Here is a 16,004-nt window from a genome sequence, read left to right as displayed (position 1 = left end):
GCTGGTTGCTATTTTACTGGGTATGGTGCTCGTTTCTTCGAACAAGCATCGACGATTCCAAGCCAATACAGAGACCAGACGCATACTATCATTCCACTACCTTGGCCTCAGAGCTGTCGCTTGCCGAATACGATTTACCATGGGGCTGTTGTTAGCCGACGGCTCTCGGGCGCAGTACCTTGCCCATGCTGCGGTCGCGCATGCGGGCTGAAATTTCACGGCCAGCACGTTTTACTAACAGAGCGATGCGGTCGAAGTCCACCTGGCCCATTTCACTTTTGTCCCAGGCAACACCCACCGAACCGATGACTTCATCACCGACGTTAAACACCGGGGCGCTGGCGCCAATCATACTGCGGGTGAACTCTCCGCTGGATTTTGCATAGCCATCATTGCGGATAGCCGCCATATTAGCGCGAAATTCATCCCAGCTTTCACCCAGTCCGGCGTCGAAAATTTCACCCTGGCGACGATTAAAGATACTGCGCAACCGGTGCGCCGATAAATGGGCAAGAATGACTTTAGACATGGCTCCACGAAACAATGGGCGGCGTTGACCGCGCCCCATCAGATCAGCCGGACTGAAAAGCACCAGAGACTCGCGAACACACAGTACGGAGTTCTGAAACAGGGTACAAAGTAGTGCAGAATGGCCAGTGGAATCACACAGTTCCTCAAGCACACCTTCCGATGCCTGCAGCAGCGGATCGGTATTGCGAATTTGCAGGTCGAGCTCAATAATACGCGGCCCCAGAATATAATAACCATTGCCTACGGCACTTATCAGGCCGGCACTGGCCATGGAACGAATGTAGCGATAACCAGTGGAGCGGGACACTTCAAGCGCGGTAAGAATCTCATTGGTAGCCCAAAGCGGGTTGTCTTCGGTAAAGAGATTCAAAATACTGAGCATGCGGGTAAGACTGTTTGCACCGGCGTCACGCTCCTGCTCGCCTGCGTCGTTCATTTTGTCTTTACTGATTGGCTGTTCTTTTTTTGTCATTATGCATAATAACCAAGCATTAACCCGGTGACTTTTAGATATTCAGCATACCAACGTATTGAGGGCAACTCAACTAATCCGTTAAGAGGCATAGATGAGTACAAGTGAGTTCATTTTTTATAGACAGTGAAATGTAAACCTTATTCAATAAGGCCCCAAGACATTTATAAGGATATAAGGTTATGCTTGTCTATCTCTCTATGCAATTTCGTATTTTATTCATAGTTTTACTTTTTATTACGGGATGCAACACCACACCACCCAGCGAAACGATTGGCAATCCGGTCGGCAATCTAACCGCCAGATCTCAGGAGTTCACGCTGGCCGAAGCCCGTTATGGGCATTCCGTGGCCAATGATGGCGAAAAAATCTATGTCTTTGGCGGCACAACCAGTAGTGGCTTTTCCGGCGATATCGAGATTATCGATCCGCAAACCAACACGTCACAATTACTCAAAAGCAAACTAATCCCAAGACGCTATTTCAGCGCCGTGTGGGACGGCAAAGAGTCGGTTTATATTATTGGCGGCATGAGTCTGGAGGGCAGACGTCCTTACCTGCAATCAGCTGTTGAAGTGTTCAACACCCGCACCCAAGAAGTCACCCAGGCCCCATCGCATACACGCGCAACCCGAATGAACACCGCTGTGTATTCAGACGATAAGATTTACGTGTTCGGCGGCTCCACTGCCAGTGCCGGCCTGCGCAAGGGACTTAAACATGTCCCCTGGGTAAGTGTGTATGACACCAAAACACAACAATGGACCGAGTCAGACGAAATGCCTGTCGCCTTTGCCACCGAGGCTGTTGTTTATAATAACGCTATTTATTTAGCCGGCGGTTTTAACGGCAGAAAACAGTTCGATACTTTTTACCAGTTTATACCTGCTTCATCACAATGGCGCGAACTCACTTCCTTGCCGGTTGAAACCAGTGCCCACGCTATGACGGTGATTAACAATAACCTCTACACGTTTGGTAATTACGACGAGCTGGAGCAAACCCTGCGCTATAACTTTGATACAGGGCAGTGGAGCAACGCGAATCTTCCCCTGGTTCCTCGCCGTCATGCTGCAACTACGACCCTGGGTAGCGATATTTATATGATCGGCGGAACAGTAAGTCGCTCCGACTTATTCGTAGACAGCGTGCAGATATTTACCTTCTGAGAAGGGGCTTAGTGCCCCTTTTATGCAAACCAATGACGGGTGCGGTTGGCAAACCACACTAACGACAGCATGACCGGTACTTCCACCAGTACACCAACCACGGTTGCCAGTGCCGCGCCCGAGTGCAGCCCAAATAACGAAATCGCCACCGCTACCGCCAATTCAAAAAAGTTAGACGTGCCAATCATGCACGCCGGCGCCGCCACGTTATGCGGCAACTTCAATTGTTTAGCAACGAAATAGGCAATAGCAAATATGCCATAGGTTTGAATTAACAGCGGAATGGCAATTAGCACAATGGCCTGAGGCTTGTGCAGAATGGTTTCTGACTGGAAGCCAAACAACAATACCACGGTTGCCAGCAAACCGATGATTGACCAGGGCTTCATGGTCGCCAAAAACTGGTTGAGGAGGGAATGGTCATCACCGTTATCGAGCTTTTTACGGGTTAGCGCGCCAGCCACCAGCGGGATCAGCACATACAATACCACCGACAAAAACAAGGTATCCCACGGCACGGTGATATCCGTAACGCCCAGCAGCATTCCGGCAATAGGCGCGAAGGCGAAAATCATAATAATGTCGTTGATCGACACCTGTACCAGGGTGTAATTGGCATCCCCTTTGGTCAGCTGGCTCCATACAAACACCATAGCGGTACAGGGCGCTACGCCTAACAGAATCATACCAGCAATGTATTCACTGGCCGTTTGTGGGTCTACCCAGTCGGCAAATAGTCCTTTAAAAAATAACCAGCCCAGCACTGCCATAGTAAACGGCTTCACCAGCCAGTTGATGATCAGCGTTAGTGCCAGTCCTTTTGGTTTTTTACCCACATCCTTCAAGGAGGAAAAATCAATCTGCACCATCATCGGGTAAATCATCAACCAGATAAGCACCGCAATTACCAGATTAACATGCGCATACTCAATACCGGCGATAGCGGCAAACATTTGGGGAGCAAGACTACCCAGAGCAATACCACTGATAATGGCAAGCCCGACCCACACCGATAAATAACGTTCAAATAATCCCATTCGCTACTCCCTAAATAGACCGCTGGTTTACGCGTTCGCTGAGTTTCTCGGCGGATTCCACCCGCTCGGAATAGCGGTCAACAAAGTAGTCTTTGTTATTGCGTAATAGCAGGGTAAATTTCATCAGTTCTTCCATCACATCGACAATACGATTGTAGTAAGGCGAGGGCTTCATTCTGTCGTTATCGTCAAATTCCATAAAGGCCTTGGCAACGCTCGACTGATTGGGAATGGTCACCATGCGCATCCAGCGCCCGAGTACCCGTAACTGATTCACCACGTTAAACGACTGCGAACCACCGCACACTTGCATCACCGCCAGCGTTTTGCCCTGCGTTGGGCGCACGCTCCCCACACTTAGGGGCACCCAGTCTATCTGACTCTTAAAGATACTGGTCATGGAGCCATGCCGTTCCGGTGAACACCATACCTGCCCTTCAGACCACATCATCAGGGAACGTAACTCCTGCACCTTAGGATGATTTTCATCTTCGGTATCGGTTTGCGGCAACCCTTCAGGATTAAAGACTTCAACCTCTGCGCCCATACGGCTCAGCAACCGGGCACACTCCTCCACCACCAGGCGGCTGAAGGAACGTTTACGTAACGAACCATAAAGTAACAATATACGTGGTGCATGGGCGGCAGCTTCGCCCTGGCATTTTTCAAAACTGGGAATATCCAGCTGCGACTCGTCTATATTGGGCAGTGAAGTATTATCGATGCTCATTATTGCGCTCCCAAAGCGGCCAGTTCGGCTCTGAGCTGTTCTGGTGTCACGCTTTTTTCAGCAAGCGGCAGTAATTGGTTTACCCGTTCGGTAATTTCGCTGATGCAGGCACGGAAAGCCTCCGCTTTTTGCTCATCACTGCCTGCCAGTTTAGACGGATCGCTCAGTCCCCAATGCACTTTTACGGATTTCCCGAACCATACCGGGCAGGTTTCACCGGCGGCAGAATCACATACGGTCACCACAACATCCGGCGCAAAGGCTTCAAACTCATCCCAAGACTGACTGGTTAGTCCATCCGTTGGGATCCCCGCTTCGGTGAGATACTGCAAAGACAGCGGATGTACCACCCCAGCAGGCTGACTGCCGGCACTGCGGGCGATAATTTTATCGCCCGCCACATGGTTGGTGATAGCTTCCGACAGAATACTGCGGCAACGATTATGAGTACAAATATAAAGAATTTTCATGACGGACCTTTGGTTACTGTGTGGTTACTGACAACCCGGCCCCTGCTGCCGGTACTGATGAAGTTTATCGATGGCGCTACTGAAGTAAGAGACATTATTGTCACCGGCCTGGCGGATAATATGTAATGCCCACTCAGGCAGGTCGTCGTGGAGCCGGTAATACACCCATTTGCCGCGACGCTCGTCCTGCAAAATGCCGCAGCGACGCAGTTCTGCCAGGTGTCGCGACACCTTGGGCTGGTCGAGCTCAAGTGCAGCAATGAGATCGCACACACAGGCTTCCTCAAAATGACTTATTAGCAACACTGACTGCAGCCGGGTGTTATCCGACAGGCATTTGAAAAGTTGTAATAGCATCATTGTACATATACCTCAAACCATATATGTGAGATATCATATATGTGATATGCCATATGTCAAAAATAAAAAAGCGGTGATAAGGTTGCCCCTATCACCGCTTTCAAAGTCAACACTGAAGAGAGTACTTATCCTTGCCCTGGCGCAAAAGGAAATTTGCGCGACTGAAATTCTTTCAGACTCCCCTGCGATTGTGGCAAACCAGCAGGGATAGGACGCTCAGAGAACGTCTGGAAATACAACACACTAGCATCCCGCCACCACTTTGCTTCCTGGTGCTGAATGCTCAGCGCCATTTCCACCTGACGAAACTGATTGGCATCGATATAGGGTTTTACCTGTTGCCAGTGCTGCTGCATATCACTGACGCCATCAACACCCCGGTAATAGTACCTGACCAGCTCTTTCCATAAAGTCTCGCCATTCGCCAGTTGATAATCCCACGGCAAATGATGGAACCATAGCAACAATTCCTTCGGTGTGGTTTCAGGATTAGCGAACTTCTGTTGCCAGTAAGGCGCATACTGACTGATAGCATCAGTGCCAGACGCGGTGCGATCGAAGCCGATCCCCTGTTTATCCGCGCGATGGTAATACACCGGGTTCCAGTCTGCCCGTCCCAGGTTATCTACCCACGGACCCGGCCCGTAGTGATGACCAGAGTCCATCAGGTGATGCAGGCCAAGCGGTGTCATGTATTCCACTACATATTCGCGCGACGGCATCATAATGGCTTCCACCTGCCGCACGGCTTGTTGTTGCACCGTTAGAGTTTGCTTAATCCATTCATTGGCGATTTGCTGCGCGCTTAACGTGTGATCCCAGGCTAAACGGCCAAATGCATACCAGTTAGACTGAGCAAAGATATGACCGGTCCAGTTGCGTTGCATGCCGGTATTCGCCACCCCGGCGATACCGGTAAGCTGATGGTTGTACAACGAACCATCCACCACTTTAGCCACGGTTGAACCAGGGCCTTTTACATGAGTATCGGCATCCATTGCTTCTTCAAATAAGGTGCCCAAATAAGCTAAGTGAGTTGAAAAGCCTAGATATTCCTGGGTAATTTGCAGCTCCATGGCGAGCGGCGTTTCTGGCGTAGCGCCAAACAGCGGGCTGAATGGCTCGCGCGGCTGAAAATCGATAGGGCCGTTTTTCACCTGCACAATCACATTGTCCATAAACTTCCCGTCCAGCGGTACAAATTCATCGTAAGCCTGCAGACTGCGCTCTTTGGCCGGATCGTTGGCGTACACAAAAGCCCGCCAGAACACGACGCCGCCATGGGGCGTTAATGCGCTTGCCAGCATATTCGCGCCTTCGGCATGCGTGCGACCGTAGTCGCCGGGTCCAGGCTGGCCTTCGGAGTTGGCTTTCACCAGAAAGCCGCCAAAGTCAGGGATTAACTGATAAATTTCCGCCGCTTTGTGTTTCCACCACTTTTGTACCTGCGGGTCGAGGGGATCCGATGTGTCCAGCCCGTCCAGCTGTTGGGGCGAACTAAACTTGATCGACAGGTACATTTTAATGCCATAAGGACGCACAATGTCGGCCAGCGCTTTAACCTTTTGCAAATACATGGGAGTAAGCATCAGGGCATTAGCGTTAACATTGATTGGCACCATGCCATTGATACCAATACTCGCATTCGCTCTGGCGTAATCGTAATAACGCTGGTCTTTATCAAGGGGCAGGCGATGCCAGTCAAAAATCGACTCACCGGCATAACCACGCTCTGCATGACGGTCGAGGTCGTCCCAGTGATTCAGTAAGCGACGTTGAATTTTAGGGTTTTGCAGTACCGACAACGAACCCAGTGGCTGTTGAATAAACACCAGACGTAACAGGTGATAACTGCCATACAATAAACCAATATCCGTTTTTGCGGTGATCAGGATATCGTTACCGTGGCGCTTAAGAATAAAGCCTTCATCACCAAGTTGCACAGTAACATCAGCCTGCAGGTTGAAGCGCGCCTGAAGTTCGGGGGTAATCTTTTGTACTAATAAGGTACCACTCGACTGACCTACCCGGTTGGCAAACGCCCGGCGAAATTCATCGCGAATAATATTGTGGGTCTCGGTGCGACCAACCACCTTTAGTTCAGCCGCCGGCAAGGCCGCATCGATGACATCGTAGCGCTGCCAAAGACGGTAACCATCTTCGCCGCTAAAATCCGGCACCGCCATTACCCGGGCGCTGATCAGTAACAATAAACAGACAACAATTCGCACGCAATACTCCAATGACTAACACATCGTACAGAGCCTATCACTGCCAATTTTGAGCGTCAGCGAATAAGTAAATTTAGTGTTAACAACATAATAAAACGTAATAAGAAATAGGCATCGTTCTAGTCAGGAATTTCTAATTATCTTCCTGTCCGCGATAGATATTAAGAGCGAACAACTGCAGGACGCATAACCCACCGACCTTTATTGATCATCAAATAGTTACCAACCAGAATCAACAGAAGCCCGATGGCACTGCTTAAGGTCCAGTGGTAGCCCTCGTAAAGCGCAGACAAACTCAATGCAACTACCGGAAACAATACCGTAGTGTAGGCCGCCGTACCGGGCCCCACTCGACTCACCAGAGACAGATAAGCGGTAAACCCAATCACAGAGCCGAACAAGGCAAGGTAAAACAGGCTCCAGGTATATTCAGCGCCGGTTCCCCACGAAAAGGCAGCACCACGAGCAAGGCAAATGCACAATAGCAACGATGTACCGTACATCATCGCCCACATATTACTTTGCAACGGGGTGATACCGGCTTTGCCATGACGTACAGAGATCATATTGCCAAACGAGAAAAACAAGGTGCCCAGTGCGGCCAGCCCGCATCCTTTCAATGTTGTCACCCAGCTATCATCAAGGTGTATTTCAGGGGCCATCAACAGTGCCAACCCGGCTACGCCAAACAAAGACGCCAGCCACACATAACTGGCTACCCTGGTGTTGAAAAACAATCGACCGTTAATGGCATTGTAAATCGTGGCTAAACAGAAGATCACCGATACCAGACCAGATGGAATATATTGAGTAGCGTAATAGAAACAGAGGAAATTCAGCGAAAACAGGCAGGCGCCCTGGGCAATAAAAAACAGCTGGTCCTGACGGCTGCCTATCCGCCCTTTCCTCAGCAGCATTACCAGTGGGATCATAATCATAGTGGCCAAACCGAAGCGGTAGAAAACTGATACCACAATATCCACATTGCCCAGCTGATAGTAAATGGCAAGCCAGGTTGTGCCCCAAATAGCCACGGTTAACACATATAAAAACAGCGTCATAGGTTTTACTCGGTGAGGATGAAAGCCGCGAGAATAGCGTGTACAGCAAACAAAAACTGGGACATTCCTGACATTTTGGGACAATCCTGCGGTTATTTTTGATATCCGCTGCGCCGGGGTTAAATTATTCTTTGCGCTGTTAGACCATTGGTGAATAATACAACAATGACGAAACAGGCCATCTTCGATACCTTATCCCTCTCCAACGCCACACTCAGAGGGGAATTACGCCTGCCTTCAGATATCCGTATAGCCGCCTGGCAAAACGAACTGGACCGGGTGAGCTATCACACCGATGAAGTGCATACCCTCTCACTGTATACCTCGGGTGGCGAACAAACCTTCCGCCTTGACGCACGCCAGTCACAGCGTAATGGCTTTAAGGATGCCATTTGCATCATCCCGCAGCAGCAGGAATCGGTTTGGGAAATCCAGGGGCGCTTCGAATTTACTCACGTTTACTTCACCGATATCCACCTGCGCGAGTTCATCGCCCGGGAACTGGATATCGAACCCCGCTTATTCAGCGTGCCAGACCGTTCATTCCTAGAACACGCTTCGCTGGCAGCTATCCTGCAACAACTGGGGCAACCCCAAGACTGGCAGGACGACATTCAACAGCTTCACATTCAAACGGTTGTCCAGGACGTTTTTGCCGAGTTATGTAAAATGCAGTCCCACCGGGCAGCGCAAAAAGCTCGCTTTTCCGGTGGTTTGAGTTTACGCACAAAAAAAACGGTGCAGCATTATATTGAAGACAACCTGCACCGCTCTATCACCATCGCCGAGATTGCCAGCGCGGCAGGACTAAGCGAATTTCACTTTGCCCGGGCTTTTCGCCAGTCATTTTACACCTCAGTACACCGCTACATTGAATACCGGCGTGTGCAGCGCGTTCGCGAGTTACTGACCCGCGGGCAAAAGCTGGCAGACATTGCCGATACTGCAGGCTTTAGTGATCAGAGCCATTTATCGCGCGTGGTTAAACGGCAAACCGGCGTTACCCCCAGAAACCTTAAACGTTACCTGAGCAGCCTGCCGCGCTAAACCGGACTAAGGCCCAGTTTACCAAGGTGATAAACCCTCTACACTGCTAGTTTTACTCCGGGCCGGGTGATGATCTTGCGACTTTTCATTTTACTACTGAACATGCTTTGGTGTGCCGCTTCAATGGCGCAGACTGCGCCGCTGCAACTGGCTGAAACCTATGAAGGCGACATCGCTATTAGCGAATACCTGATCAGTGAAAAACTCGATGGCATTCGGGCTCGCTGGACCGGCAGCAAGCTTGTTACCCGTAATGGTCATCCCATAACCCCACCAGCATGGTTTACCCAAAACTGGCCTCAGGAACCAATGGACGGTGAACTCTGGAGTCAGCGGAGCGACTTTGAGACTATCGCCTCAACGGTACTGAGTCATCACCCCGATGAACGCTGGCAGGCTATCAGGATGATGGTGTTTGACTTACCCATTACCGACCTGCCCTTTGAAAGGCGCGTAGCCAGAATGAAGAAACTGGTAGCCGAGACCCGGCATCCAAACCTGAGAATGATTCAACAATTTACCCTGGATTCGTTGCCAGCCCTTGAAAGTGCCCTGGATAACATTATCCGGCAGGGCGGTGAAGGACTGATGCTGCATCACCGGCAGGCGCGCTACCAGCAAGGGCGTAACCCCGGCTTGTTAAAAGCCAAACGCTTTCAGGACGACGAAGCAAAAGTGCTTGCCCACTTACCCGGCAAAGGAAAGTTTAAAGGCTCAATGGGCTCACTGCTGGTGGAATCCCGCCAGGGTCAGCAATTTAAAATTGGCAGCGGATTTAGCCTTGCTCAACGGCGGTCACCGCCCCCGATAGGCAGTTGGATAACCTACAAATATTATGGCCTCACACAACGGGGCATCCCTCGATTTGCAAGCTTTTTACACCAGCGCCCACGAGCAGATATTCCACACTGAAAACTGACTCAAAACTCACCCGTCAGACACACTTAACAACAGCAGTTAGCTCATCACTGGCTCCCTCACCGAGAGGTCATCAACAGACTGCTAATGTCTTCACTCAAGCCGTCACACCTGCCTGACACTGTAAATAAAGTATGTCAGCCCACACCTCAGTAAAATTAGCACTTGTTGTATAGATCCGGAATGTAGTTTATGCTTTTTGACCTCCTAGTTGTGAGATAACCTATGACATATTGTTTGGCGCTAAAAATGAATGAAGGCATGGTTTTCGCTTCTGATTCCAGAACGAATGCCGGGGTTGATCAAATTGCTTCGTTCAAAAAAATGCGCACTTATAATAACGGCACAGACCGTGTAATTGTGACCTTAACGTCGGGTAACCTGTCGATTACACAAAGTGTGGTTAATCTCATTGAACAACGCGCCAACGATCCTGATGTGCCGAATATTTGGAATGCCAGGACATTGTTTGATGTTGCCACCTTGTTTGGTGAATGTTTGCGTGAAGTCAGAAAAGATACCGCGGCCTATTTAGACCAGTCCAAGATCAATATGGGGGTAAACTTCATTGTTGGTGGTCAGTTGGCCGGTGAACCTCAGCGGCTGTTCCTGATTTATTCTGAAGGGAACTTTATTGAAGCCACGGATGAAACCCCGTTTTTTCAAATTGGTGAAACCAAGTACGGTAAACCCGTGCTGGACAGGTTTATGCAACCTGAAACCACTTTGGTGAATGCGATAAAATGTGCCCTGGTGTCGCTCGACTCAACAGTAAGAAGTAATATCTCGGTAGGTTTACCCATTGATTTGGTGAGTTTAAAGCCAAACCAGTTTGAGTTTAATAACCAGTATCATATTACTGAAGACGATGCGTATTTTTCGCATATCAGCACATCCTGGCGAGAGGGATTAACAACCTTATTTGATGGCTTGCCAGCACCAGAAGGGTTTGCTGAAAACAAACAAGATGCCACGGTAAACCAGCTGGCCCAGCCAGTGAACTCGTCTGCTACGCCCTCCTCAGAGCCGGCCTCTACAGAGGCAGCACAAGCATCACAAGGCGATTCCGCTTTAGCGCAACATCAACCAACATCAACAACGAATTTAATGCATGCGGCGCAAAATAATCAGCCCGTACAAAGTTCGCCTGCGGCAGCACCAAGTCAACAAAACACGCCAGGTTCGGCAAATAGCACAAGTACCGCGAACTCCTCAAACGGCGAGTAGCGTTACATATACGCCGATACTGTTTATACACCATCACTGAGTAGCGACTTCATTGCTACTCAGTTCGCAACTTACAAGGAAATAGTCTGGGTATGTGGTTAAGAACAGAATGCAATCTTACCTTTGATATAACAACACCGACTCCGTTTATTCTGATGTTGCGACCCCGTAATGATTTAAGCCAGTGGGTGGCCGAGCAAACCTATACTATTTCGCCTAATGTGCCCGTTACCGAGTACAACGACAGTTTTGGCAATTCGTGTCAGCGTTTAGTGGCACCGGTTGGAAGCTTTTCGGTAAGTACGTCTGCCACGGTATTAACTTCACCTGCAGTGCTGGGAGACCGCTGGGCAGGTTTCAATGAAATAGACACCTTACCCAATGATGTACTGGGTTACCTGTTACCTTCACGCTATTGTGAATCAGATCGTTTTGTTGAAATGGCGCACAGCATTGTTACCCATTGCGTGCCTGGCTACGAGCAAGTCGCGGCTATCGAAAACTGGATCCGAACCAACGTGCGGTTTAACCCTGACTCTCTCTACTTTCAATTGTCTGCCACGGAAGTCAATCAGTCACGCGAGGGCGTTTGTCGTGAGCTAGCGCATTTGGGTATCGCACTGTGCCGCAGCTTATGCATTCCGGCCAGAATGGTGGTGGGTTACCTGCACGGCTTAACCCCTATGGATATGCACGCCTGGTTTGAAGCTTACGTGGGCGGTCGCTGGTACACCTTTGATGCAACCCAACCTTCGTCTGACGGCGCCCGTGTCGCAATTGCTTTTGGTCATGATGCTTCCGATGTGGCCACGTTCACTCAGTTTGGACCTGCCGTACCGCCCAAAACCATGAGCGCGAACGTTATTGAAATAGACCCACCGGATGATGCTAACCAAACAGCCTGATACATCAGCCCGCAAACCGTTAAACAACAAGGGCCTCCACTTCGCATGAGGCCTAATATTTTCCCTACCCGATAGCGTTTTCAAAATAAACGCCCAGAGCATTGCCTCAGTTCAATAACATCTTCTCTCGCTACTTTCTGCGAAGGCTAAACTTGGACAGGTAGCACCGTGAAATAAATACTATTGTAATGAAAACTCTATAGTCCTGTGGCAGTACTGAAATCCAGAGAACAACATAAGACTCTGATTTTAATGAACAAAACTTGTATTTTAAAAGTGGTCTTTGACTTGCAACCATCTCTGAACATGTTGATATCAGGAGACAAATAATGTCAGAGACAGTAAACACGGTAAATCCAACCACCGAGCAACCCGTTGCAGAATATACTCTTATGTCTGAAGCTGAAGCGAATCAAGCAGTCGATTCAGCCAATACGGCTTTTCTGTCATGGAAGAAAACTAGCTTTGCCGAGCGCGCCGAGTTGATGAATAAGCTTGCTGAGCAAATCGAAAACCAATCTGATGCGATTATCGATTTAATGGTTAAAGAAATGGGTAAAGTGGTAGCGCAGGGTAAACAGGAAGTAGAGCTCTGCGCAGCGATTTGTCGCTACACGGCTGAAAATGGTGCCAGCGTATTGGAAGATGAAAACCGCGTATTCGAAGGCGGTACGGCGATAATCACCTATCAGCCGCTTGGCGTTATCCTTGGTATTCAGCCCTGGAATTTTCCGCTCTACCAGGTGATTCGTTACAGCGCGGCGAATATTATGGCTGGCAATACAACCGTTATGAAGCATGCTAAGAATGTCTTTGGCATGGCTGAACTTATTGAAAAACTCTACACCGATGCAGGCTTTCCCGAGCACGTCTATCAGTCGCTGCTTATTGATGGCAAAACGGCCAGTGCACTGATTAAACACGATAAAGTGCGCGGTGTGACGTTTACCGGCAGTGATGGCGTAGGTAAGTCAGTGGCAGAAACAGCCGCCAGCTTAGCTAAGAAGACGGTTCTGGAACTGGGCAGTAACGATGCGTTTGTGGTGTTGTCAGACGCCGATATCGAGACCGCCGTTGAAGCCTGTGTGCAGGGGCGCATAGTGAATAATGGCGAAACTTGTGTGGCGGCAAAACGATTTATCATTAATGAGTCCGTTTACGATCAATTTAAAACGCAATTTTTAGCAGCGTTTAAAGCCCTTAAAGTAGGCGACCCGCGCGCCGAAGATACCGACCTCGGCCCGATGGCCCGTGAAGATTTACGCGATGAATTGCATAAACAGGTTATGGAATCAGTAGAAAAAGGCGCCTCTGTTCTGCTAGGCGGTGAAGTGCCTGAAGGTAAAGGCTGGTTCTATCCGGTAACCATCCTGGAGAACATAAAGCCGGGAATGCCAGCCTATGACGACGAATTATTTGGTCCGGTTGCTTCGTTTATCAAAGCTGAAAACGATGCAGAGGCCATGAAAATTGCCAACGACTCGCGCTATGGCCTCGGCGGCGGCATTTTTACTACAGACAAGGAAAAGGCAATCAAACTGGCGCGAGAAGAGTTTGATACCGGCATGGTGAATATCAACGGCTATTCATTGGCTCAACCGAACCTGCCTTTTGGTGGCGTGAAAGACAGTGGCTATGGCCGTGAACACGGTGGTTTTGGAATGCGTGAATTTGTTAACGAAAAGACCATTTTCATTGCCGAATAAAGCTAGCGGTCATTATTAGAACGGGATGAGTGGTTTAAAGCCACTCATCTACATCTTGCCCACCCAGTATTGCCATGATTTCAACCTCAACACCATTGAAGCGATAGTAAATACTGTCGGCACCATAAGCACAACGCCTGTACCCCTTTCGAATATGCTCAACTGATTGATAAGCAGCGGGGTTCGTCGCTATTTTTTCAAAAGTCTGAAAAAAACCCTCAAAGTACTTATCCGCCTGGAGTTCGCCATATTCGGCAAAGCCGTAGGCATAAATGCGTTTGAGATCCTGTTTGGCATTCAGCGATAACTTGTATCGATTCATCTATCGTTTCAAATCAGCTTTAAATTCTTTCAGCATATCTGCGGGGGATTGATCAACGAATCCACTATTTTCTGCACTTTCCAGCTTTTGATTGACTGCCTCGGCACGTCGTGCCCGGCGAATCAAATCGTTTACGAGTTCACTTTTGTTTGCATAGTCCCGGGTTTCTTCAACCTGGCTCTTCAGCCATTCATCATTTTTTTCAGTCAGGGTAATGCTTTGACGAGGCATAATTATCATTCCACCATTTAGCTCCTGGTGCAATATTACACCAGATATTCTTAAATGTCTGCCTGTTAGTGATCGCAGCAAGCCCGAACTATTCATGGGAGGGTCAAACATATTCAGAGCGCAGGATTCTGTTACGGTCAAATGCCGATAAAGAAAAATTGCCCCTATCAATATTTAAACAAACTAATATAAAACAACAATTTATAACAATTTTATTTGTCCACATCATTTACCTGATTGTTAAATTTTGTTAGCCTCGCCGCGATTTCCAATTGATTGGGAATGATTTTTAAATAAGGATTTAAACTAATGCATAAAACAATAATAGCTGCCTGCCTGTCTACATTACTTGCCTCTCCGGTGTTGGCAAATACAGAAAATGAATCTCAACAATCCAGCGGCAAGTTTAGCGCTGGAATAGGTTCATACGCGCTTGTCGTTGAAGTTGATGGCTATTCAGAAGATCAATTTGCAGGTTTTAGCGTATTTGGCGACTACGCGTTCAATGACCATTTTTCATTGCGTGGTCAATACTATTCAATGGAACATGATGACTTCTCAGAGCTCGAAGCTTCCGGATTAGAAGCTAATGCATATTTTGGTACAGGACTCGCTAGTAGTGGCTTTAAAGCCTTCATCGGTGGTGGCTTCTACTCAGAAGAAATGGAAGCAGATGGCTTTGATGAAAGCTTCTCCGGTGCTCAGATTAGCGGCGGTATTGGTTACAACTGGCAGAAAGTGTCACTCGATTTTACGCTGGCAATCCGCACTGCTGGTGATTACGCCGATATGTTTGATGAAGATGACGACGATGTGGTCGCTGCATCAGGCTCATTAAATATTGCCTACCGCTTTTAATTTCAGGCAAACTTTTAAGCATAAAAATCCCGCAAATTGCGGGATTGCGATTAAACCAATCGTTGATAGACTGATTGAAATATCTACCGACCATATTGACATTCTGCCAATTGAAACAATTTTAAAGCAGCCCCAATTTAGCGGGGATGGGTTGGCAAAAAGGTGGCGACTGAATGAAGATTTACATTTATGTACGCAAGCGCTGCTGCCGTACCAAACACGTATATATGCCCAAGGAAGAAGAAGCCTCTAGGATAGATTATTAAGAGGTTTAATTAACCTCCAGAGCTTTTACGCTCTGTATTATTTAGTTTTCCTGTTGCTGGCAGTACTTAACCAGGTTGAAATTTTAGCTATTAACCAAGGCCTAAAATATGATGATACTCAGAAGTAATAAACTTCCAGCTACCAGCCCAGGCAAAGTGTTACAGAAAGTACTAAAACAAAATAACCTTTCAACCACGCAATCTGCAAAGTCATTAGAAATATCGTTGGGTGACCTAACTAAATTCTTAGAAGGAAACATGTCAGTTGACACTCTTCTGGCAAAAAACCTTGAAGGGTTTACCGGTATTTCATGTGGCTTTTGGATGAACTTACAAAGTACATATGACCCAAACGGCCCGAGGGTTTCATACCAAATCAGCCCACGAACAGAGTATATCGTTCAAAAACAGCGCTCTAAGGATTAACATATCACACTCGTAATGATATTTTTTAGCCTGTATT

17 protein-coding genes are annotated in these 16,004 nt (G+C 48.3%); 8 read left to right on the top strand and 9 right to left on the bottom strand.

Annotated elements, in window-relative coordinates; translation table 11 throughout:
- Positions 1-151 precede the first annotated feature (151 nt).
- The gene (locus AC27IB_RS03705) at positions 152-1,003 is read right to left on the bottom strand and encodes an IclR family transcriptional regulator (protein WP_487119003.1); all 852 of its coding nucleotides are present in this window, start codon (positions 1,001-1,003) and stop codon (positions 152-154) included.
- Positions 1,004-1,185: 182 nt separating this feature from the next.
- Here AC27IB_RS03705 and AC27IB_RS03700 point away from each other — a divergent pair, with 182 nt between their 5' ends.
- Positions 1,186-2,172, top strand: coding sequence for a Kelch repeat-containing protein (locus AC27IB_RS03700; RefSeq protein WP_487119001.1), 987 nt, complete (start codon positions 1,186-1,188; stop codon positions 2,170-2,172).
- A gap of 20 nt (positions 2,173-2,192) precedes the next feature.
- On the opposite strand, the gene arsB is transcribed toward AC27IB_RS03700, so the two are convergent.
- From arsB to AC27IB_RS03670, 6 genes are all read right to left on the bottom strand, one after another.
- Positions 2,193-3,209: an ACR3 family arsenite efflux transporter gene (gene arsB, locus AC27IB_RS03695; RefSeq protein ID WP_487118999.1), complete on the bottom strand. Its 1,017-nt coding sequence runs from the start codon at positions 3,207-3,209 to the stop codon at positions 2,193-2,195.
- 10 nt (positions 3,210-3,219) lie between these two features.
- Complete coding sequence (arsH, locus tag AC27IB_RS03690) at positions 3,220-3,939, bottom strand: arsenical resistance protein ArsH (RefSeq protein ID WP_296051559.1); 720 nt, start codon at positions 3,937-3,939, stop codon at positions 3,220-3,222.
- On the bottom strand, positions 3,939-4,409 hold the full coding sequence (locus tag AC27IB_RS03685; RefSeq protein WP_487118997.1) for an arsenate reductase ArsC: 471 nt from the start codon (positions 4,407-4,409) through the stop codon (positions 3,939-3,941). Before AC27IB_RS03685 ends, arsH begins: the two co-directional genes overlap by 1 nt.
- A 24-nt stretch (positions 4,410-4,433) precedes the next feature.
- Positions 4,434-4,769, bottom strand: coding sequence for a metalloregulator ArsR/SmtB family transcription factor (locus AC27IB_RS03680; protein ID WP_296051564.1), 336 nt, complete (start codon positions 4,767-4,769; stop codon positions 4,434-4,436).
- A 125-nt stretch (positions 4,770-4,894) separates the two neighbouring features.
- On the bottom strand, positions 4,895-7,000 hold the full coding sequence (locus AC27IB_RS03675) for an alpha-glucuronidase family glycosyl hydrolase (RefSeq protein WP_487118995.1): 2,106 nt from the start codon (positions 6,998-7,000) through the stop codon (positions 4,895-4,897).
- Between the two features lie 161 nt (positions 7,001-7,161).
- Entirely contained in the window at positions 7,162-8,061 is a 900-nt protein-coding gene (locus AC27IB_RS03670; RefSeq protein WP_296051569.1) for a DMT family transporter, read from the bottom strand.
- A gap of 165 nt (positions 8,062-8,226) precedes the next feature.
- On the opposite strand from AC27IB_RS03670, the gene AC27IB_RS03665 reads away from it, so the two are divergent.
- The 5 genes from AC27IB_RS03665 to AC27IB_RS03645 all read left to right on the top strand — a co-directional run bounded on the left by AC27IB_RS03665 (position 8,227) and on the right by AC27IB_RS03645 (position 13,864).
- Positions 8,227-9,108: an AraC family transcriptional regulator gene (locus AC27IB_RS03665; protein ID WP_296051572.1), complete on the top strand. Its 882-nt coding sequence runs from the start codon at positions 8,227-8,229 to the stop codon at positions 9,106-9,108.
- Positions 9,109-9,177: 69 nt separating this feature from the next.
- Complete coding sequence (locus AC27IB_RS03660) at positions 9,178-10,020, top strand: DNA ligase (protein WP_487118993.1); 843 nt, start codon at positions 9,178-9,180, stop codon at positions 10,018-10,020.
- A gap of 231 nt (positions 10,021-10,251) precedes the next feature.
- Positions 10,252-11,253 (top strand): proteasome-type protease, encoded by a 1,002-nt coding sequence (locus AC27IB_RS03655; RefSeq protein ID WP_296051577.1) that lies wholly within the window; start codon positions 10,252-10,254, stop codon positions 11,251-11,253.
- A 92-nt stretch (positions 11,254-11,345) separates the two neighbouring features.
- Positions 11,346-12,158: a transglutaminase family protein gene (locus AC27IB_RS03650; protein ID WP_296051579.1), complete on the top strand. Its 813-nt coding sequence runs from the start codon at positions 11,346-11,348 to the stop codon at positions 12,156-12,158.
- A gap of 329 nt (positions 12,159-12,487) precedes the next feature.
- Positions 12,488-13,864: an NAD-dependent succinate-semialdehyde dehydrogenase gene (locus tag AC27IB_RS03645; protein WP_296051582.1), complete on the top strand. Its 1,377-nt coding sequence runs from the start codon at positions 12,488-12,490 to the stop codon at positions 13,862-13,864.
- A gap of 34 nt (positions 13,865-13,898) precedes the next feature.
- On the opposite strand, the gene AC27IB_RS03640 is transcribed toward AC27IB_RS03645, so the two are convergent.
- Together AC27IB_RS03640 and AC27IB_RS03635 are read right to left on the bottom strand one after the other, a co-directional pair.
- Positions 13,899-14,186 carry a type II toxin-antitoxin system RelE/ParE family toxin gene (locus AC27IB_RS03640; protein ID WP_296051585.1) on the bottom strand — a complete coding sequence of 96 codons (288 nt, stop codon included), beginning with the start codon at positions 14,184-14,186 and terminating at the stop codon, positions 13,899-13,901.
- Complete coding sequence (locus AC27IB_RS03635) at positions 14,187-14,417, bottom strand: ribbon-helix-helix domain-containing protein (RefSeq protein WP_296051587.1); 231 nt, start codon at positions 14,415-14,417, stop codon at positions 14,187-14,189. It abuts the gene before it with no gap.
- A gap of 309 nt (positions 14,418-14,726) precedes the next feature.
- Here AC27IB_RS03635 and AC27IB_RS03630 point away from each other — a divergent pair, with 309 nt between their 5' ends.
- Together AC27IB_RS03630 and AC27IB_RS03625 are read left to right on the top strand one after the other, a co-directional pair.
- Positions 14,727-15,275, top strand: coding sequence for an outer membrane beta-barrel protein (locus AC27IB_RS03630; RefSeq protein ID WP_296051589.1), 549 nt, complete (start codon positions 14,727-14,729; stop codon positions 15,273-15,275).
- 374 nt (positions 15,276-15,649) lie between these two features.
- The gene (locus tag AC27IB_RS03625) at positions 15,650-15,967 is read left to right on the top strand and encodes a helix-turn-helix transcriptional regulator (protein ID WP_487118989.1); all 318 of its coding nucleotides are present in this window, start codon (positions 15,650-15,652) and stop codon (positions 15,965-15,967) included.
- The last annotated feature ends 37 nt before the right edge of the window (positions 15,968-16,004 follow it).

It is taken from the genome of Alteromonas sp. 4NH20-0104 (assembly GCF_057547795.1).
This window is presented reverse-complemented; position numbering and strand designations above follow the sequence as displayed.